The sequence below is a fragment of the Paraburkholderia phymatum STM815 genome, assembly GCF_000020045.1.
Lineage (GTDB): Bacteria > Pseudomonadota > Gammaproteobacteria > Burkholderiales > Burkholderiaceae > Paraburkholderia > Paraburkholderia phymatum.
Window position 1 is genome coordinate 94329 of sequence record NC_010623.1, and the last position, 21016, is coordinate 115344.

Here is a 21016-nt window from a genome sequence, read left to right on the forward strand (position 1 = left end):
CTGCCCGTCACCGCAACGTTCGGAACTACGATACCCCTTTCACCGTCGTCAACGGGAGGATATCTTCGATGCCAACCATGCAAACGTACATTAATGGCCTGCCGAAGGCCGAGTTGCACATGCACCTTGAAGGCTGCATTGAACCTGACATGATGTTCACACTTGCCGAGCGCAACGGGCACTCGCTGCGTTGGCCGTCGGCCGAAGCACTTCGTTCCGCCTATGAGTTCAACGATCTTCAATCGTTTCTCGATCTCTATTTCGAAGGATGCCACGTCCTCGTCGAGGAACAGGACTTTTATGATGTGACACATCGCTACCTTCAGAAGGCACATGAGCAAACAGTGCGTCATGCAGAAATGTTCACCGGTCCGCAGACATTCACCGAACGCGGTACGCCTCTGGAAGCAGTGATGGAGGGTGTGCTGGGCGCCATGCAGAATGCGAAACACGAGTTCGGCATAACGTCCGGGTTGCTGATCAGTGCACATCGGCATCGCACGCAAGAAGCTGCGATCGAACTTCTCGATTCCATCCAGCCATGGCGAGAAAATATCTCTGGCATTGGCATGGGTGGGGCCGAGCTACCAAATCCACCAAGCAAGTTTGTCGAATTCTTCGCCCGCTGTCGTGCCCAAAACTTGCCCGTGACAATTCACGCAGGTGAAGAAGGTCCGGCCGACTATATACGACAGGCAATCGACCTGCTACACGTGAACCGCATCGATCACGGCAATGCATGTCTCACCGACCCATCGCTCGTGCGCGAACTGGCCGAGCGCCGCATTCCACTGACAGTCTGCCCGCTGTCAAATCTCAAGCTGAACGTTGTCCCAAGCGACGTCCCACATCCCCTCCGGGGCATGCTGGACGCAGGACTTTGCGCAACAATCAACTCTGATGATCCTCCGTACTTTGGTGGTTATGTGAATGAAAATTTTGCTTATGTTCAACGCAACCTCAAACTTACGCGAAACGAGCTTGTTCAGCTCGCGAAAAACAGTTTCGAAGCCTCTTTCATCGACCGGGCGCTAGCGCAGCGATATATCGATTCTGTCGATGCTTACGATCGCTCAGTCGCTCACATAAACTGAACCGACCCATCCCCCTTCACGTTCCGGCGATGAAGACCGAATCTCCGGAACGTATGTCCATTCGGCTTAAAACCTCGTCCTGATGCCTGTCACCACTGCCATCTGGTTTTGCGTGCTTGACGCAGTAGTCGTATAGATCTGCGCATGGTGCGCGTCGCCCGCAGCGTGCATATACATGCCGACCAGCCAAAGGTCTGTGCGCTTGCTCAGTGAATATACGCTCCCCAGATTGACCTGGTGATAACGCGGTTGCCGATCTGCCGAGTAGTTGCCTGCAGTAAAGATGTAGCCCGCTCCGATAAGGGTGGTCGGCGTGATCTGCTTGGTCACAGTGAGCTCTGCGTTCTGCAATCGAAGCCCGGTATTATCCAGATAGTTGTAGAGGACATTGGTATAGCCAGCCGCAACCTGCACGATATTGAAATTGTAGCTCGCACCTACGCCCATGATGCGTTGCTGGGCAGTCACCGCGCCACCAAGGCTCTTTACGAATGGGTTGGAAAATCCCCATGAACCGTCGTCGACCGCACCATTCAGATTCGACGCCACCGCAGGATGATTGAACTGAGTAAATGCCGCCCCGAGCTTGAGGGAGCCGGATACGTAGTTTGCACCAAAGCTGTATCCATTGTTGTTCGAGAATCCACCCACCTGGTTCGAGAACGCGTATGATCCCGCGAACGTCAGCCCGTGAATGTTCGGCGACGCATAGCGGATCGAGTTATTGAACCGATTTGAGTTGAAGATGTTGTCGTTGTCCCCGATACGCGTCCCGAAGGCCGCGAAGATCACACCCGATTCACTCCAGTACAACTGCTGTGCCATTTCCTCCAGCTGACGGCCGACCGTCACCGTACCGTAGGTATTGTTGGTCAGGCCAACGTAGGCCCATCGCCCGAACATTCGGCCGCCCTGACCCAACGAGCCATTCACCGAATTGAAGCCGTTTTCCAACGTGAATATCGCGGCAGTTCCCCCACCTAGCTCCTCCCGCCCTTTCAGGCCCATACGCGGCAACTGCTCTGGCCCGCTGGCCATTGAGACGACCGACTTACCTCCTGAGTTTGAGGTGTATAGGATACCGGTGGATATCAGGCCATAAAGTGTGACCGAACTTTGTGCTTGCGCCAGCTGAGGTATGGCCGCAGCCAAACTGGCGACAGCCGAAGCCACCGCGATCCGCTTCTTCAGGGGTACTCTTTTCATTGCGCGTTTCTCCCGAACCCGTCTTTCGACTTAGGCAAGATGATGATGTCCGCCGCCCGACGATGCTCCGCAGCCGGAGGCATCATCCGCCATCTCAAGTGGCTCAACCGGCCGGACGTGCTGTGTGACCCGCGACAACTTCCTAGGGTCCAAGTCAATGTATCGAGCTAGAAAAACGAGCCAAAAATCATATTTCGAATGCATCGACCTATTTTCTCGAACAGCAGTTCAACGCACGAGATTCGATTTTCTCGGGAACCACTTCAACCACAGTGCTGTGCCGCAAGCGAATCCATCTCGAGCGTGAACTGTTCCACAACGATCTTCACGGCCAGCGGTAGGTCACGGTCGCTGCGAACGAAAAGGCACAGTGGAAAGGTGTGAACAGCAGACTCGAGTAGTGGGCGGTGCACTACTTTGCCTACGGCCAGATCACCGAGCAGCGACATCGACGTGGTCAGCACCAGTCCGGCCCCATCCCGAACGAGCCTCCGCATCATGGACATCGAGTTGGTCTCGATAACCGGTGTAACGCTGCTACCCACTCCAACGTTTATGCGATCAATCAACGTGCGAAACATCATGTCGCGTGACGGAAAGATCATGGGATACGGCGCGCAGTCGCGCAGACTCACTAAATCCTTCTCTGCGAGCGCGTGACCGCTTTGCATCGCGACGCCTATTGCAATGGGAACGACGCGCAGACGCTCGATTGGTACCGCCCCCCCTGGATCCCAGCACACGCCGATGTCAATGTCCCCGTCGGCTACCTTGCGGATGATGTCGGAGGAATTTCCGATATAAGCATTGAAGCATATCCCCGGATACCGTTCGCGCAGATCTGTCAATGCGCGCGGCAGGATGTCCTCTCCGAGCGTCTGCAACGCTCCGATCGAGACCCGTCCACGCTTAAGGCCACGAAGCTCCTCGACGTGGGAAAGCGCGGACGCAGCATTGCGCTCGAACTGCTGGATTGTTTCCAGCACTATCTGTCCTGCTTCGGTCAGGCGCATGCCGCGTGGCTGCCGCTCGAACAACGCGGCACCAAACTGTTCTTCGAGTTGCTGGATCTGGCGGGCGATTGCGGAAGGCGAAATATGCAGGTTGTCGGCAGCTCGACGGATTGAACCTTCCAGCGCCACCTCGCGCACATAGTGCATCAGCGGTGACATCAGTATCGTTCTCATGGACACAATGACGGATAGAGTTTGCACTACGGTCAATCTAGCGTCCACGAGCGCTCAAGAAAATCAGTGAATTTCGCGCATTCCGTTCGAATTTTTTGCTCGCCGTGATCCGTTTGCGTGCTGCTATCAGTCAATCTGTTGTCGAGAACTCAACACTGCAAAGCAACAGGGTGTTCTGAATTGGTTGCTTGTCGTATTTCCCGAACGAATCAAATAATTCCATCACAATTCGTTCGGAGATAAACGTGGATAGGAAACGCATGATGAAACTTGGCGGACTCTTCCATCCCACGGGCAACCACATTGCCGCGTGGCTGAGTCCTGATTCCCAACTCGACGCGGGAAGCAACTTCCAGCACTATGTGAAACTGGCAAAAACGGCTGAGGCCGCGCGGTTTGACCTGCTGTTTCTTGCCGATGCCGCAGCTGTGCGAGGCGGCGATCTAGCGGCGCTCTCGCGCTGGCCCCAGTACATGGCGTATTTCGAGCCCACGACGCTTCTGGCAGGGATCGCTGCGATGACGCAGCATATCGGCCTCGTTGCGACAGCAACCACCAGTTACAACGAGCCGTACAACATCGCACGGCGTTACGCCTCGCTTGATCACATCAGCGCTGGTCGGGCCGGCTGGAACGTGGTCACGTCCTCGAACCTTGACGAGAGCATGAATTTCGGGCGCGATGAACACTTTTCTCATGAGACTCGATACGAGCGTGCACGGGAGTTTGTCGGCGTCGTTCGCGGCTTGTGGGACAGCTGGGAGGACGACGCCTTCATTCGAGATCGCGAATCGGGAGTCTATTTCCGGCCAGACTCGCTGCACACTCTCGATCATCGCGGCACGCATTTCAGTGTGCGTGGCCCACTGAACATAGCGCGACCTCCGCAGGGGCATCCCGTGATCGCACAGGCGGGCTCGTCAAACGACGGGATGGAACTCGCCGCTGAAACTGCAGAAATCGTGTTCACTGCACAGCACACGCTTGAGAAGGCCAAGGCTTTCTACGATGATCTGAAAAGCCGCATGAGCCGTTACGGCAGGCAGCCGGAGCAGCTCAAGATCATGCCGGGTCTCAATCCCGTTATTGGCTCAACCCGCGAGGAGGCGAAGCAACGTCACGCGGAACTGCAGGCGATGATTCAACCGGAAGTCGGGCTTGAGCTCCTGTCAAATGCACTCGGAGGGTTTGATCTGCGCGGGTACGATCTTGACGGCCCCCTGCCGGGCACAATCAGCGCAGAAAACACCAACACTAGCAAGAGCACCGTTCAGTCCGTTCTCGATATGGCAAACCGCGAAAATCTCACGATTCGTCAGCTCTATCAAAAGATGGCGGGCGCGCGCGGTCAGCGCACGATTATCGGCACCCCGGTAGATATCGCCGACGAAATGGAAGCATGGTTTCGCGCCGAAGCGGTCGACGGCTTCCTAGTTCAACCTGCTGTATTGCCGGGCGACCTTGATGTATTTGCCGCGACGGTGGTGCCCGAACTTCAGCGGCGAGGATTGTTCCGAACCAAATATGAAGGTGCCACGCTGCGCGAGAACCTCGGGCTGACCCGCCCGGCAAACCGCTTTACGAAGGCAGGGAGTCAGTGATGGAAGCGATCCAGAACGAGGCCTGTGTCGTCGATTTCGCAAAGGCCATGCGTCGTCTCGCGTCAACAGTATGCGTCGTAGCAACCCACGATGATGTGCAACCGTATGGTATGGTCGCGACAGCAGTGACCTCCCTTAGTGCAACACCCGCATCCTTGCTCGTATGTATCAACAAGGACGCATCGTCCCATCCGGTGATCGAGCGCGTTGGTCGCTTTTCGGTGACACTGCTGCGCAAGGACCAGCGCCATATCAGTGACCGGTTCGGCAGCCGCTATTCTCAGGCCGAGCGCTTTGCGTCCAGCCAGTGGAAAATGTCGATGCGCTGGACCTTACCTTGTCTCGAGAACGCGCAGGCCACGTTTTTCTGCAGCTTGGCTCGCCAGTTCGAACATGGAACGCATACGGTATTCGTAGGCGACGTGTTGCAGACGGTAGTCAACGATGAAGTCGATCCGCTGCTGTATGCCGACGGCGCTTACCGATGTCTGGATAGCGTTCAGGCACACCTCACCTGATCAAGGGTCAGTGACTACGGACGCGACAGCGAAAGCCGTTGTCTGAAATACCAACCAAGTTTCGCGCGAGCTTTCGTGCGTTCTGGAGACATGTGACGTGAAAGCTGTGTATCTCCTCGCCGTACTACCGGTTCTCGGTTTCTTTTCTGGCACCTCCGTAGTGCAGTACTGGGGGCCACTCGCGTTCGGAATGCCGACCCTTCTCCTGTGGAACCTCGCCTCGATGATCACATCGGCGGCCATCCTGTGGATCATTCACACATTTGATGCGCACGACACTGACGACTCGCGGGGTGAATCATGAACAGCGCGCTGCTTATTCTCACAGTATTTTTCGTCGGGGCGCTTGCGATCGGGTTGGTGGCGAAACGTGGCGTCGAAATGAACTTGGAGGAATGGTCGATCGCAGGTCGCGGGTTCGGCGTCGTTATTTCCTTCGTTCTTATCGCCGGTGAAATTTTTTCAACGTATTCGTTTCTCGGCGCGACGGGCTGGGCATATGCGAAGGGTGCTCCGGTGTTCTACTACATGGGCTGCGCCTCACTTGCGTTCGTCATTGGATACTGGACCCTTCCACGTCTTCGTGACATCGCTCAGGAGTATCAGCTTGTTTCATTCTCCGACTACTTTGAGCGCGTATTCAATAGTCGCATGCTCGGTGCCATGGCGGCCGTCATCGGTCTGGGCGCAATGATCCCCCTCCTCGTGATCCAGATGAAAGGCCTCGGGATCATCGTGCACGAGGCCTCCTATGGAGGGCTGTCGGAAACCGCAGCAATCTGGGCCGGCCTCGCAATCATGGTAGCTTACATCGTCGTGTCCGGAATCCGCGGCGCGGCGACCGTTGCAGTGGTCAAGGATGTTCTCATCCTGATCGTTGCACTTTCTCTTGCTGCGTATCTTCCACTGCACTATCTCGGGGGATACGCACACCTCTTCGAGACGATCGAACGTACGCATCCGGGACACTTCAATATGCCCGAGACAGGCCTCAACGCGACGTGGTACAACTCCACCGTGTTGCTGGTCTCGTTGGGCTATTTCCTCTTTCCCCACGCCTTCACGAGTGTTTACGCTATCAAAACCCGCGACGCAGCGAGAAAGAATGCGATCATGATGCCGCTTTACCAGATGCTGATTGTCTGTATGTACATAGTTGGCTTCACTGCGATCGTTGTCGTGCCTGGTCTGACGGGCTCGTCAACCGACATCGCACTATTCGCAATCGCGAAGAAGTCCTTTCCCGCGTGGGTGGTAGGGGTCATCGGCGGTGCAGGCCTGCTCACAGCGCTCGTGCCGGGGGCAATGATTTTGCTTAACGCGTCGACTATGTTCTCGAAGAACCTGGTCCGAGGCTATCTCCTGCCTCACGCGTCTGACGCGGTGATCAACCGAATCGCGCGAATTACCGTCCCCGTGTATGCGCTCATCTGCGTGACCGCTCTGTTCTCGTCGGGCGCCTCCATGGTGCCGATTTCGCTCTTCGCGTCCAATCTCCTTGACCAGCTCTTTCCCGCCTTTCTGCTCGGCCTGATACCTCGCGTGACCAAACGAGTTGCGCCGCTCGCACTCGGAATTGTCGTCGGTGTTTTGATGCTTGGCTACGTGTCGCTCGGTTGTGCGGGGGATTTTGCGCGAGCGTTTCCATTCCTGCCAACATGGCTAGCTTCAGTGAACGTCGGTCTTTCCGCCCTCGCAGTGAACGTTATTGTTGTGTCGACCACCGCGTGTCTGAGCCGCGTGGGTGCACGTCCAATTACGGTAGCGCGCTAAAGTCTCTGTACTAACACCAATGCATTTTCATGCGGCAGGCGAGCGCCTTTTCAAGAGACCTGATTCACCATGCTCGGCCGTTCAGCGCCACGGGCCGCAGCGAACTCGCGTTCAGCGCACCGAAATCGACCTGCTTGAACACGTCGTTCACGACACGTCTCATAACGCACACGCACCACCGCTCGCGCGCAACGTCATCAGGCTCGCTCAGCTCGGTGGTTACCTTGCGCGTGTCAGTGATCCTCCGCAGGGCAATACCGTGATGTGGCGTGGCATGCGACGTGTGACTGACATCCCGATCGGCTATGAACTCGCGCTAAAAGAAGTGGGTAATTGCAAGCGCGACGAGACGTTTACAATACTACCCAATATCAACGCTCATTTGACTTCCGTAACGTACGTTTTAACATAGACCAATCAAGTTCATCTTCCAACGCTGAGATAATAATCGCCGCTAGTTCCCATAAAACGATGTATGCCTAGTAGTAGCACCATTCCCGATACGGGGATTACAGGAAATGCCGTTAACGTCGAGGTCAACATGACAAAGACCGCACCTGCGACACCACTCGCGCCTTTCGAAGTAAGCATGGCAACGCCTATCAATGTAAGTTACTGCTCCCATGAAAGATCAACGTTGAAAATATGAGAGATGAACAGAACAGCCATGGTCATGTAGATGTTCGTACCATCGAGATTAAACGAGTAATCGGCGGGAACGACTAAGCCGACAATGGACCGAGAACATCCAAGACGCTCAAGCTTATCAAGCATCTGTGGAAGAGCCGCCTCCGAAGAGCTCGTACTCAAAACGATCAAGAACTCACTCCCGATGTAGCGTATAAAGGAAGAGACGCTGAATGCTGCCAATCTACAGATCGCTCCAAGCACCACCACAAAAAACGTGATCGTGATGTAGAAAGCACCGATCAGCTTCAAAAGAGGAGCGCCTGATCCGACACCAAACGTCCCGACGGCAAATGCCATCGCACCGAAAGCACCTAGCGTCGCGCCCTTCATGACGATGCGGACCATACCGAAAAGCATAAAGACGAAACTACGATAAAGTCCGACACCACGCGGCCGCGCTCACCGATTGTAACCAGCGCGGCGCCCGCGATCACGGAAACCAGCAAAACTTGTAGCAGATTTCCGCCTACAAACGCGCTCGCGAAAGTTTCAGGGACGACGTGCTTCAGAGTAGCAACAGCATTCTACTTATGATCCCCGCTGGCGTATTGCGCGATATCTGATACATCTAAGGAAGCTGATGTCGGGCGATACCCGATTCCTGGCCTCAGCAAATGACCACCGACCAGTCCCACAACAAGCGACAAAGTAGAAACCAGCTCAAAATAAAGCAGAGTCTTCGCGCCCACCCGTCCCAGCTTCTTCACGTCTCCCATGCCGGCAATCCCGCAAACGACCGTGCAGAATACAAGCGGCCCGGTCAGCATCCTGATGAGGCTAGTGAACGTGTCTCCGATAGGCTTGAATCGCACAGCAAATTTCGGCTCGACGTATCCCAGTCCGCCACCCAAGAGGATTGCAACCAACACCTGAAAATACTGCTGCCGAAGCAGGGAAAAACTTTTGGCGCGTGCCACGCTGAGGACACTTGGTGTATTCATCGTTCTCTGATTTCGTCGACAACCTTGTTACCGACATATCTCCACGGCGGTTGATACCGATTGTGGATCCGCTTGCAAGGACCAATTGATGTGAATGCCTCTACGCTTGGAGGCTTGACTAGCTAGTGTCCCGTTCCGTTGTTAACTGATCTATGTTCGCGTAGCATGTTGACGTCAACGGAACGGGAGACGTCAACATGCCGATGGGACGACCGAAGGCCGAGTTGGAGTTGAGCGAAGACGAGCGCTCGCAACTGATCTCGATAGCACGTTCCCGCTCGATTTCGGCTGCGCTGGTCACGCGTGCGCGCATTGTACTGGCGGCGGCTGACGGGGAGCCCAACAGCGCAATCGCGCAGCGCCTGCAACTCACACGCGCCACGGTGGGCAAGTGGCGTCTGCGATTCCTGGAGCAGCGCATCAACGGACTCTATGATGAAGTACGCCCCGGCAAGCCGCGCACGATCGACGATGAGCGACTGGCTCAGCTGATCCACAAGACCCTGCACACCAAGCCTGCGGATGGCTCCACGCACTGGAGCGTGCGCACAATTGCAGCCGAAACTGCCATCTCGCCGACGAGTGTGCACCGTTACTTCAAGCTGCTGGGTCTGCAGCCGCATCGCAGCGAAAGCTTCAAGCTCTCGACTGATCAATTCTTCATCGAGAAATTGCGCGACGTGGTCGGCCTCTACTTGAGTCCGCCGGAGAACGCACTGGTATTGTGCGTCGACGAGAAGAGCCAGTGTCAGGCCCTTGAGCGTACGCAACCCATGCTGCCGATGGGTTTCGGCTACGTCGAAGGTGTCACGCACGATTATGTTCGTCACGGCACCACCACTTTGTTTGCGGCACTGAACGTGCTCAACGGTGCCGTACTCGCCACCTGCAAGCCGCGTCATCGACATCAGGAATTCCTGTCGTTCCTGCGCGAAATCGACAAGGCAGTGCCGGCCGAACTCGACGTGCACTGTATCGTCGATAACTACAGCAGTCACAAGCACCCGAAGGTCAAGGCATGGCTGGCAGCGCGTCCTCGCTGGCACATGCATTTCATTCCCACCTACAGTTCATGGCTTAATCAGGTCGAACGCTTCTTCGCGCTGATCACTGACAAGGCCATCCGGCGCGGTTCGTTCGGTTCGGTCAAGCAACTGATCAGACGCATCGATCAGTTCGTTTCCCACTACAACGAAAACTGCAAACCATTCATCTGGACCGCCTCCGCTGATTCAATCCTCGAAAAGCTACACAGACTTTGTTCGCGAATCAGCGGAACGGAACACTAGCCTCAAACAAAAAATTAGAGGACTGAAATCTAACCAGGGTCCTGCGAAATCTTGAATGATGTAACCGTCGCTTCTAGCCGGTGTGTCTCCTCCTCAAGCGCCTGGGCTGCAATCGCCCCTTGCTCAATCACCGCAGCATTCCGCTGCGTCACCTGCTCCATCAAAATAACCGCCTGGTTCACCTGTTCGATACCTTGACTTTGTTGTTCCGAAGCGCTGGCAATCTCATCTACCATCTGAGATGCATTCTCGATTGCTGCCTTCATTTCATCCATTGCCACGCTGACTCTATCGGCCTGCTTTGATCCCTCGCTAATCGTCGCTACCGACGTGCCAATCAATTCCTTTATCTCCCTCGCCGCGGATGCAGACCGCTGGGCGAGACCCCGTACTTCACTCGCGACAACGGCAAATCCTCTTCCCTGTTCGCCTGCACGGGCAGCTTCGACGGCCGCATTCAGTGCCAGGATATTGGTCTGGAATGCGATTCCCTCGATGACTCCTGTTATCTCCGAGATTTTGCTCGAGCTCCCATAAATCTTCTCCATCGTTGCGACCATTTCATGGACGACCTTGCCGCTTCTCTCCACGATCCTGTTTGCCTTCGCAACCTCGTCCTTCGCACACCGCGCGTTGTCGGCATTCTGTTTCACTGTTTCCGTCAATTGCGTCATACTCGACGCTGTCTCCTGCAACGACGCCGCCTGCTCTTCCGTCCGCGCAGAAATGTCGAGATTTCCGGATACAAGGGCTCGCGTGGCCCTTGAGACGGTGTCAGTCGACAGACTCACATCGGAAACTGCCTCCTGAATTCTTAGCATTAACGCGTCAAATGCCACAGCTGCACGTCCAAACTCATCCATCCGCGGGCTTGAAGAGCGCTTGGACAAGTCGAGTGTTGCGGCAATATCCTCAAGCCTTTTCCCCATCCGATTCAGTCCTCCACAGACAACTGAATGTAGATGCACACCGCAGTAGATCGAAAAGACGCATCCAGTCGTCGCAAGGACGACCATAGCAATCGAGAGTAAACGGGTAACATGCGATCCTGGTTCGACCCTGTAAACAACTGTGGCCAGTTCCCATAGTCCCAGCAGGACCATGACTGTCCCTAACATTCCGAAAGCACAAAACAGTTTGTGCTTAATCGTGATAACACGCCTCTTCAATTTCTTTCCCTTACATGGTGTCGTTTAAGATCGGCATATCATTTGCGATTGAAAGCGCCGCACTTTCTCCGGCAGGTCGACGCTGGAATCGCAAGTTTCCCACCACGGATGACCGAAAATACCAGCGGCATCGAGGTGCTATCGATTCCACAGAACAGTTGAAAGTGGTCTTTAAAACGAGGCGTTATAGTTCAATTAGAAACGCTGCTGCATACCAACCATGAAACCCACCTGATTCTTACCTATTCCGACGGTGCCGCCCGCCGATACCGGGACTGCCGAAGTGGGACTGTTGATCATATAACCAGCAGATGAATAGATTGACGTTCGTTTTGAAAGAAAGTAGCTTACGCGCCCAACAAACAGTGTCGCGTCCGAACGCGTCCGCAATATGTACCTAACCGCCTGCGCGTCAACTGCGAATGCGGGTGTCAACAGATAGGTACCACCCGCGAAGAAGATGTCCGATTGACTATGAGTCGTGCTCGACGTATTTCGCCTGATCCACCCTGCTCCCAACTTCAGGTTTCCGTATTTTGCGTAGCCGTCAACGATTGTCCGTGTGTCCGTATTGGCGCTGCTTGATAGCGGCGCTGACGCTCCCGTACCTCCGCGCATGACGTCATATGACGCAGTGACACCGAGTGTCTCCGAGGCATAGGCGAGCATGACCGTGTACTGCCGACACGCGACGAAGTCACCAGGAACCTGGCCCGCACAGTTGGTCGCAGACGGGCCAGCAGGCCCGGCTGCATCTCGACCAAAACTATAAGTCGCACCGATAGTGAAGCCGTGCCATTTCCCCATATACCCCACTGCGTTGTCGCTGCGAGCATTTGGCAGATATGTGTCAAAAACCGCCAAGGAGTGGTTAGACGGTCCTATGACGTCGGCGTCGGTAAGCGCGTATAACGTCATGTTCATCTGTCTGCCCAACGTCAAGGTTCCGAACCTGCTATCAATTCCAACGTTTGCGGCACGCCCGAATATTCTTCCACCGTACCCTAGCGCACCGTTGTTCACTGCAAAACCATTTTCGAGGACGAAGAACGCCTTATACCCACCGCCTAGATCTTCTACGCCCCGCAGACCAAAACGCGACGGCAGTTTCCCTGAGAGGCTCGGCATTCCGACGACTGATCCGCCTGAAGCTGTGGCGTTGTTGTAATATTGCACACCTGTATCAACGATTCCGTATAACGTAACGTTGCTTTGAGCGCAAGCACTGCCGGCAACCAAAGCAGAAACCGATATCAAACTTAGACTCCTTATCGTTTTCATCGAAAAAGTCTCCTGTGTATGTAGATATACTAATTAATTGTTATATTTTCGTACCTGATCATCGAGCAAAAATATCGGTCAAGTTAATCGTCTTGACTTCTCCTTGCCTTCCGTTCCCATGATAGGGAAGAGTAGGTTCGGTATTACTGAGCGTGTTCTTCCGCTTTCGTCTTGTCGCGTTCCTCTGGAATGTTCCAATTCGCCATCATGATATCGACCGCCCTATCCGCGACTGCCATCACAGTCGCGTTGGTGTTCGAACTGATAATGTGGGGCATCATTGAAGCGTCGAAGACTCGCAGCCCGCTCACCCCTTTTACTCTCAGATCGGGGGTTAATACCGACATCGAGTCATCCTCACGACCCATCCTGCAGGTTCCGACCGGATGATAGTTGGAATCCGTCGTTCGTTTCAGATATTCAAGCAGCTCGCCGTCTGACTGAACGTGAGGGCCTGGCCCGACTTCTTCATGCACAATTGATGCGAGAGGCTCGGAAGACGCGAGGCGACGAAGATAGCGCAACGCCTGAACGAGACGTTCTCTATCTGCTACGTCATGGAGCCAGTTTGGACTGACGACTGCATCGTCGGACGGCACGGCAGATCGAAGGCGCACCGTACCGCGAGAGCGCGGGCGGACAAGGTTTGCCATCAGAGTCATCCCAAACGTGGGCTTTGGACCTTGTGGGTCAGGCCACATTACTCCCACACAATATAGTTGCAAATCTGGCTCTGCCGCTGGATCACCGAGATTGACGAAGGCCATGGTTTCGGCACCATTTGATGCAATGGGGCCGCTGCGGAACGCAAGATAGCGAAGAGCATTTCGCAAAGCACGAAATCCGCGGTCTTCACCGAAATATCCGTATTGCCCACGGGTGGTCATTGAGACAACTGCAACGTTATGATCTTGCAGATTCTCGCCGACCCCAGGTGAATCGACGCGCACCTTCAACCCCTGTTCTTTCAAATGCGCTGCAGGTCCGATACCTGACAACATCAGGAGCTTGGGCGTCGCAAACGCCCCGGCGCACAGGACCACCTCGTTCAACGTCCGCGCGCGACCCAGTTTTCCCTTTACTCGGTATTCAACGCCGACTGCCGCGTCTCCTTCGAACAAAACGCGCTCGACGACGGCGTCTGTAACCAGAGTCAACCCTGGGTGGTCCAGGATCGGAGTGAGAAATGCATCCGCCGCGCTACACCGTTGACCTTGATACGTTGTCGTCTGCATGTAGCCTACGCCCTGTAGACGTCCGGCATTGAAATCGGGCGAGTACGGTATTCCGTGACGCTGCATGGTTCGAACGAATCTGTCTGCGACTTCGACCGTGTACCGCGGGTCCGAGACTTTAAGCGGCCCATCGGAACCATGAGATTCATTGTCAAACCGCTGATTTCCCTCCTGCTTTTTGAAATAGGGCAACAAGCCGTTCCAGCTCCAGCCCGGATCGCCCGTCGCCGCAAACCACCGCTCATAGTCGGCACGCGATCCCCGCGTGTATGCCATTGCGTTGACCGAGCTACCGCCGCCGACTACGTTTCCCTGTGGAATCGAAACGACCCGCTCACCTAGTGAGGCCTGTGGCGATGAAGCGTATCGCTTAATAAACGGGCTGCCGTTGAAGAGCATCTTGAACGTTCCAGCGGGCATCCGGATCAGCGCACTCTTTGCAGAAGGGCCTGCTTCAATCAGCAGCACTTTAGCCTGCCATTCTCGAACGAGACGGTTCGCTGTTACACAACCCGCGCTACCCGCACCAACCACTATAAAGTCGTAGTCCATCGCTCTATGCCAGTTTCGAAGGTTGCGCTTCGGATGGAAGGTAAATCGCCTGATCCTCAAGGAATGCGCTTAGACCTTCCGGACCACCTTCTCGACCAACCCCCGACTGCTTGAATCCCCCGAAGGGTACGTTCGGCGACATTTCCAAGCCGTTTACCGAGACGTTCCCGGTCTTGAGCTGCCGCGCGACGTCGTAGCCCCGTTCTACATCTGTCGTGAACACGGTCCCGCTTAACCCAAAATCTGAATCGTTTGCAAGTGCGATAGCGTGATCGACATCGTCGTACGCGGTTACAGTGACGACCGGGCCAAATATCTCTTCGCGCGCAATTGTCATATCAGGTGTTACACCCGAAAAGATGGTGGGCTCGACAAAATAGCCCCTTTCGAAGCGCTCACAGCTCTTTCCTCCTGTGGCTAATCGCGCTCCTTCGCTACGTCCAACATCGATGTACCGAAGGACCCGATCGAACTGGCGACGATTCGCGAGTGGGCCGATTTGTGTGGTCTCATCCCATGGATCTCCTACGTTCAGTCCACCGATTACGGCACTATAAGCCTCGACAATTTCTTGCTCTCGATTGCGCGGAACCAGAATACGGGTTTGAGCGAAACAGATCTGCCCGGAAAAAGGCATGGTGTACGGAGACAACGAGGCGAGCGTCGGTTCGAGTTCTGCGTCTTCGAGAATGATTGCTGCGGACTTCCCACCGAGTTCCAGCGTGACTCGTGCGAGTCGATCGGCACAGGTTTTGGCGATCACTTTCCCGGTTGCAGTGCTGCCAGTGAAGCTGACCTTGTCGACCGCGACATTCGCCACCAGATGAGCGCCACGATCTGCGTCTGCCGTAATCACATTGAGAACACCCGGCGGCAAATCTACTTCATGTGCGCATTCCGCCAGCACTAACGCATCAAGAGGGGTCTCGGGAGGTGCCTTGACAACCACGGTGCACCCGGCGGCAAGGGCAGCGCTCAACTTGTACGCCAGGATTGGCAATTGTGCGTTCCATGGCGCGATCAAGGCGGTTACCCCAACCGGTTGCCGGAGAACTCGCGCGTGCCCTCCTCGCGTTTGACGATGTTCCTTAAACGGAAAGGATAGGGACAGCTCCGCGTAGTATTCGAGCATCGCAGTCGCAGTAGGAGTGAACAGGTCTGCGAACCAGACAGGCGCGCCGACCTCCGCCGTCCACAGCCGGGACAGCAGTTGCATGCGCGACGCCACAGCGCCCGACAAGCGTCGCAAGTAATCAGAGCGCTCCGCCGCGGACATAAGTGGCCATGGTCCCGTATCAAAGGCCTTTCTGGCCGCTCGGACCGCGTCATCCACGTCCCGCCGATCAGCGAGAGGAACGGAAAGAAACGATTTCTCCGTCGTTGGTGACACAAGCGATGCTGTTTCCTTCGAATTCGGCAGTACCCAATGTCCTCCAATATAAAAACGGGACCGCACGTCGTCACTCAACTCAGCTTGTGGATCAAACCGCGAAGTGGTCATAGCATTTTCCTTGAATTTCGAAGTCCTTCTGTACGCGCCAATTGACTAGAACTTGTGTCCATAGCTCACACCGAAGACCTCCGTTTTTGTCTGCTCGTTAAATCCGAGGCTTGCGCCCTCGCCTTTGACCGTGACCGGAAATCCGTACTCGAATATTCCGCTTACCCCATCCCTTTCGCCGATCCTGTATGTTGCACCGACTGCAACTGATGTCGAAACCGGCATGGCCGCGAGCAGATTCTGAGCAACTACCGAAGGTCCTATTGGATGATTGCCGTGTGAAAATCCAGTACGCAACGTCCAGCGCTGATTGACATCCCACGAGACACCAATCCGAAAGAAGTCCTGATCCTGCCAACCGAACCCTTGTGCCGATCCGATAATCGTATTGGAGAATTCCATGTGCAACCAATCAGCAGCAAGGGTAACGCTCGGAATTACCTTATAGGCGACACCGATTCCATACTGCGCACCAATGTCGATGCGGCCTCCTCCCGCCGCCAGGAGATCGTTTTCGTACCCAGACAGCTTGCTCATTCGTATACGACTGGCGTAGCTTGCGCCGAGGGTGAACGTAGACGCCGGTTGCCAGATATAGCCGACACGTATCCCATATCCAAACGCATTTGCGGTCCCGTGCGAAGGTAGCGGCTGGAGGGTACCGTCGTCTGCTGGAACGATTGCCCCGTTAGCGGAGAACCGCTGATAGGCCAACGATAGACCGATACCGATAATGTTGTGCTCGGTGAGCCGCCAGGTCACCGTTGGAGCGGCGATCATTGTCTGCAGACTGGATTTCGCAACACCGGCTCCCGGCACTGTGAGCGCCGGACGCCCGTAGCTAGTGCCGACACCCGTACCGAAGAGAGAAACACCGAATGTTAATCTCGGATTTATTTGCCAATTTGCCCCGCCATCTGGAACCGGGTATACCTTTCCCGTATGCAGAGTGTTCGAGGGACTTCCATACTCGAAATCTGTCAACGGCTCCAGTACCTGAATTCCAAAGTCAGTCCGTGAACCGATTAAGCCCATCCCGGCGGGATTATCGGCTGCAGAAGAGCTCTCCTGTGGGAATGCGATTGACGTCCCGGCCATCCCTGCAGCTTTTACTCCAGTACCGCTTAGTGCGATCCCATCAACTGCGAGAGCCTTCCCAGCGTAAAGCGCTATAACTACACCAGCAGCTAACGCTCGCGCACATCCCTGCGAACCGAATTGCATCGACATTTTTTGTCTCCAATTTTATTCTTCTTGCTTGCGCTATGCCGTCGTGGGCATAGGTGCTTACTACAGATCCAGTACGAGCAATCTGGATTTGGAACGCGAGATGCAGACTGCCATGCAGTCGCCTCGAGCCTGTTCCTGAGAGGTAAGGAAGCAATCGTGGTGTTCTGGCGTCCCATCAAGTACTCTAGCGACACAGGTCCCGCACACACCCTGTTCGCACGAGGTCTCGACCTCGACTCCCTCTTCCCGCAGCACATCCACGATTGTTTTGTTCGCCGGAATCGTGACAGTTTTTCCAGAACGGGCGAGCTTCAGGTCAAAGGACGTTTGCTCGCCTTGACCAACTGGCTCCGCGCCTGCGAAATACTCAAAGTGAACAGCTTCGTCTGGCCATCCGCAACGGACCGCGACAGCACGGACAGTGTCCATGAAGGGTTTCGGACCGCACAGATACAACTGACTGCCGTCGTACCGATCGTCAAGTGCACCTTCGAGCGCCTCTTCGACGTCATCGCGCTCCAACCCGCAGAGGAGCTTGCAGGATTCACCAAGTGGGCCGCCTTCAAGTTCTTCTCTGAACGCAGCGTGGTGCTCTGATCGTGTGAAATACAGCAACTCGAATTGTTGCCGCTTCTCGGCGAGTTCCCGCGCCATACTTATAATGGGCGTGATTCCGATGCCGCCGGCTACGAGGAGGGTATGACCAGCATCCGCCTTCATTTCAAAGTGATTGCGCGGCGGAGAAATAAGAAGTTCACTGCCGACTTTGAGAGATTCATGGACGTACTTTGAGCCACCGCGTGACTGAGGCTCCAGCTTGACCGCAACCTGATACGCGGACGTGTCGCCCTGAGGACCGCACAACGAATATTGCCTGGTGATTCCCTGCCCGAGATGCAGATCGATGTGTGATCCGGGCTTCCAGCCAGGCAGACTAGATCCGTCGTTGGCTTCCAGCTTCAACAACCGGATGTCTTGAGCAATGGTATCGGCAACTGCAACGCGAACAGGGATAGTATTCATGGCCAAAAAGAAACCTCGGTAAATCGAAACGACAAAATCGACGTCAAAAGCTCTATATCAAGTCGGCACCTTGTTGATGCAGAAGAACCCAATTCGAATCTCGTTCCGTGCAACAAGCGGAGCCGACCTGCTCGTAAGTCCATCTGACGCAACTACATTGGCTTTACCGCAGACCGCATCGTCGCTATTGCGGACGGAATAGATCCGGGCTTTCCGTGAAGCGAGCGCAATAGGCTTCCTTCGAGTCGCCGTTTTCGATTTCACCCGTTACAACGACCATATCGCGGAAATCATTGTCGGCATCTGTACGAACCACGCCGCGCGGATCGCCGCCTTCCGCAACAACCCGGGCGGCTTCGTCAAGCATCCGGCGCGCACGGACGATCGCGATATCCGAAGACGACAAGTGTTCGTCCGCCTGCTGATGAATCGTGCCTTGCGACTGGGTGATAGCAATGTCGTGTACCGAGAAGCACTCGCCCAGCCCCAGATACGCCTTTCCCTTCATCGATTCGCGATCCTGGGAGTAAAGGTCCTCCCATTTGCGCCGCATCCGGTCGCCTTCTTCCTTTTCCGACTGATACTGGGCTTCGAGCGAGGCCTTGTTCAACTTTCCGCTTCGATGGAAGATGAATTCCCACCGCCAGTGATGCTGGTCGTCGATCGGGACATCCCAAAGCATCGTCAGCCCCCCCTCGCCCAGGTATCCTTCAAACCCTCCGACTGCGCACGCGTTGGGCATGACGAAGTTCGTGATTCGAATGGATGAACGTTCGGTTCCGTCAATCTTGCGCAACGTGTACAGTCGGACACCGAATCGGGTGTCCTCGACAGCCAGTTCGGGACGGGATTGATTCGAGAACACACCCCAGCGTGCTTTCATGTCCTCGCTAGACAGTTCGAGCTGGTGAAGGTAAGAAGTGTGAACTGGATCGATGTTGCCCTCGCTCGCCTGCAACCAGTTGCAGTCACCGAACCATCGCGTTGTGTAGCAATGCTCCGCGCCGCCTGCGAGCGCGGGGTAATTCGGAAAAAGCGGTGGCTCGCCCGGACCCATATATGCCCAGAATGCACCCGCCGCCTCATGAAGCGGATACGACTTCATGCGGATCCGGTCCTTCGCGGTCGCAGAAGCTTCAGCAGGTTGACTCAGGCAACGACCTTCAACGTCGAAGAGCCATCCGTGATATGGACAACGGATTCCACCGTCCTCGACGCGCCCAAGCGCCAGGTCAGTACATCGATGCGCGCACTTTCTGTCGATAAGCCCGACCCGATCCTTGTCGTCGCGAAAGAGCACAAGGTCTTCGCCCAGAATCCGGATCGGCTGCGGCGCAGCCCCCGGCGGCAACGAGTCAATAAGCGCGACGGGTTGCCAGTAACGTCGCATCAGTTCGCCCGTGGGCGTTCCCGCGTCAGTCTGAGTCAGGTATTGATAGCGGTCGGCACCGCGCGAGTTCGGTTTGAACACCACGGGCTGCGTGGGAACGTTCATGAAGTCTCCTTTGATTAAATGTGCTACGGACCACCCCCGATGTCAGACTGCGGACGGTGGTGACCCGTACCTAAATCCGGGGACGTCAGTCGGTTTGACTTGACCAAGACGCTCCCCTTTGAGAGTTACTTTATGCTAATATCTTCATGTGAGAAATATCCGTTAATGCATATCTGATATTCGGTTAGTGAGAGTTCTGAGCCATGGAAATCAAACAGTTGCAGCATTTCTCGCGAATCGCTGAGATCGGTAACCTGACTCGCGCTGCGAGCGTGCTGGGTGTGACACAAGCGGCCCTCAGCCGGCAGGTGGCTCAACTGGAAGCTGAACTTGGAACTGAGTTGTTCCGAAGGAACGGTCGTGGGCTTGTATTGACCGATGCAGGCAGGCGCCTGCTCGACCAGGTACCGATGGTGCTTCGCCAGATTGCGATTGCCGAACGGGCCGTGAAGGGCACAACCGGCCCCGTTCAAGGTACGTTTGTTCTCGGATTGGCACCGTCTCTCGCAAGAACCGTTGTCGTTCCATTGATTCAGGCGTTTCGTGAACAGCTACCTGAAGTGACGTTACGAACGGTGGACGGTACGTCAGCAAATCTTGGAGAGCTGGTTGGCGCTGGGAAACTCGATTGCGCGGTGATCTACAACCCGATTGCAAGTGACGCGGTTGATTTGCGGCCCCTCGCGAGTGAGAGCCTATATCTTGTCTCGGGGCCGCAAGCCGCCCGTGAAGGTCGTGTACCGGCGAGCTCAGTGCGACTTGAGGCAATCCCGGAACTTCCACTGGTCATTGCTGGAAAGAGTAACGTCGTACATGGTGCGCTGGCTGCCGCCCTCGCCGAGCGCGGGTTGACCGCTCAGGTGGTTCACGAAATCGAGAACCTCACAGCTATACTGGATCTGATACGCCACGGGTACGGCTACTCTGTTATACCGCTCAGTGGCGTACAACCATGCATAGGAGACCCCGAGTTGCGGTTGCATCGCATCAACAGTCCGGGCCTCGAGGTTGGCCTTTCCATAGCCACACCCGTTCGTGCTGGAAGCGATACGCTGATTTCTGAAAGTACGTCGCTGTTGCGAGAAGTAGTACTCAAGGAGTTGCAGAGGTATCAGATCGAAGTAGAAACGGCCATAGATGAACAATCTGTTGCCCCGGCGGGTACTCGGACAACAGCAAAAACAGGGCGAGGTTCGCGTCAGTAAACATCGTGGATGATCACGTACGGCCG

15 protein-coding genes and 1 pseudogene are annotated in these 21016 nt (G+C 55.4%); 6 read left to right on the forward strand and 10 right to left on the reverse strand.

Annotated features, from left to right (window positions below; translation table 11 throughout):
- The first annotated feature begins 68 nt into the window (after positions 1–68).
- Positions 69–1094, forward strand: coding sequence for an adenosine deaminase (locus BPHY_RS16185; protein WP_012402520.1), 1026 nt, complete (start codon positions 69–71; stop codon positions 1092–1094).
- Between the two features lie 66 nt (positions 1095–1160).
- Here BPHY_RS16185 and BPHY_RS16190 read toward each other — a convergent pair whose 3' ends face one another.
- Positions 1161–2300: a porin gene (locus tag BPHY_RS16190; RefSeq protein WP_012402521.1), complete on the reverse strand. Its 1140-nt coding sequence runs from the start codon at positions 2298–2300 to the stop codon at positions 1161–1163.
- Positions 2301–2563: 263 nt separating this feature from the next.
- Positions 2564–3472: a LysR family transcriptional regulator gene (locus BPHY_RS16195; RefSeq protein WP_157686592.1), complete on the reverse strand. Its 909-nt coding sequence runs from the start codon at positions 3470–3472 to the stop codon at positions 2564–2566.
- Positions 3473–3747: 275 nt separating this feature from the next.
- On the opposite strand from BPHY_RS16195, the gene BPHY_RS16200 reads away from it, so the two are divergent.
- From BPHY_RS16200 to BPHY_RS16215, 3 genes are all read left to right on the forward strand, one after another.
- Positions 3748–5088, forward strand: a complete 1341-nt coding sequence (locus tag BPHY_RS16200; RefSeq protein ID WP_012402523.1) for an LLM class flavin-dependent oxidoreductase — start codon at positions 3748–3750, stop codon at positions 5086–5088.
- A complete protein-coding gene (locus BPHY_RS16205) occupies positions 5088–5606 on the forward strand; it encodes a flavin reductase family protein (protein ID WP_012402524.1) in 519 nt (172 codons plus the stop codon). Before BPHY_RS16200 ends, BPHY_RS16205 begins: the two co-directional genes overlap by 1 nt.
- 300 nt (positions 5607–5906) lie before the next feature.
- Entirely contained in the window at positions 5907–7379 is a 1473-nt protein-coding gene (locus BPHY_RS16215; protein WP_012402526.1) for a sodium:solute symporter family protein, read from the forward strand.
- A 371-nt stretch (positions 7380–7750) separates the two neighbouring features.
- Here the strand turns inward: BPHY_RS16215 and BPHY_RS16220 are convergent.
- Positions 7751–9010 (reverse strand): annotated as a pseudogene (locus BPHY_RS16220) (cation:dicarboxylate symporter family transporter).
- A 197-nt stretch (positions 9011–9207) separates the two neighbouring features.
- On the opposite strand from BPHY_RS16220, the gene BPHY_RS16225 reads away from it, so the two are divergent.
- A complete protein-coding gene (locus BPHY_RS16225) occupies positions 9208–10299 on the forward strand; it encodes an IS630 family transposase (protein ID WP_012402527.1) in 1092 nt (363 codons plus the stop codon).
- A 29-nt stretch (positions 10300–10328) separates the two neighbouring features.
- Here BPHY_RS16225 and BPHY_RS16230 read toward each other — a convergent pair whose 3' ends face one another.
- From BPHY_RS16230 to BPHY_RS16260, 7 genes are all read right to left on the reverse strand, one after another.
- A complete protein-coding gene (locus BPHY_RS16230) occupies positions 10329–11402 on the reverse strand; it encodes a methyl-accepting chemotaxis protein (RefSeq protein ID WP_012402528.1) in 1074 nt (357 codons plus the stop codon).
- 261 nt (positions 11403–11663) lie between these two features.
- A complete protein-coding gene (locus BPHY_RS16235; RefSeq protein ID WP_012402529.1) occupies positions 11664–12749 on the reverse strand; it encodes a porin in 1086 nt (361 codons plus the stop codon).
- 143 nt (positions 12750–12892) lie between these two features.
- Complete coding sequence (locus BPHY_RS16240; RefSeq protein WP_012402530.1) at positions 12893–14536, reverse strand: GMC family oxidoreductase; 1644 nt, start codon at positions 14534–14536, stop codon at positions 12893–12895.
- Between the two features lie 4 nt (positions 14537–14540).
- Positions 14541–16037 carry an aldehyde dehydrogenase gene (locus tag BPHY_RS16245; RefSeq protein WP_012402531.1) on the reverse strand — a complete coding sequence of 499 codons (1497 nt, stop codon included), beginning with the start codon at positions 16035–16037 and terminating at the stop codon, positions 14541–14543.
- Between the two features lie 45 nt (positions 16038–16082).
- The gene (locus BPHY_RS16250) at positions 16083–17267 is read right to left on the reverse strand and encodes an OmpP1/FadL family transporter (RefSeq protein WP_012402532.1); all 1185 of its coding nucleotides are present in this window, start codon (positions 17265–17267) and stop codon (positions 16083–16085) included.
- Positions 17268–17327: 60 nt separating this feature from the next.
- Positions 17328–18290: a PDR/VanB family oxidoreductase gene (locus BPHY_RS16255; RefSeq protein ID WP_012402533.1), complete on the reverse strand. Its 963-nt coding sequence runs from the start codon at positions 18288–18290 to the stop codon at positions 17328–17330.
- A gap of 184 nt (positions 18291–18474) precedes the next feature.
- Complete coding sequence (locus BPHY_RS16260; protein ID WP_244304910.1) at positions 18475–19764, reverse strand: Rieske 2Fe-2S domain-containing protein; 1290 nt, start codon at positions 19762–19764, stop codon at positions 18475–18477.
- 224 nt (positions 19765–19988) lie between these two features.
- Here BPHY_RS16260 and BPHY_RS39525 point away from each other — a divergent pair, with 224 nt between their 5' ends.
- Positions 19989–20990 carry a LysR family transcriptional regulator gene (locus tag BPHY_RS39525; protein ID WP_012402535.1) on the forward strand — a complete coding sequence of 334 codons (1002 nt, stop codon included), beginning with the start codon at positions 19989–19991 and terminating at the stop codon, positions 20988–20990.
- Positions 20991–21016 lie beyond the last annotated feature (26 nt).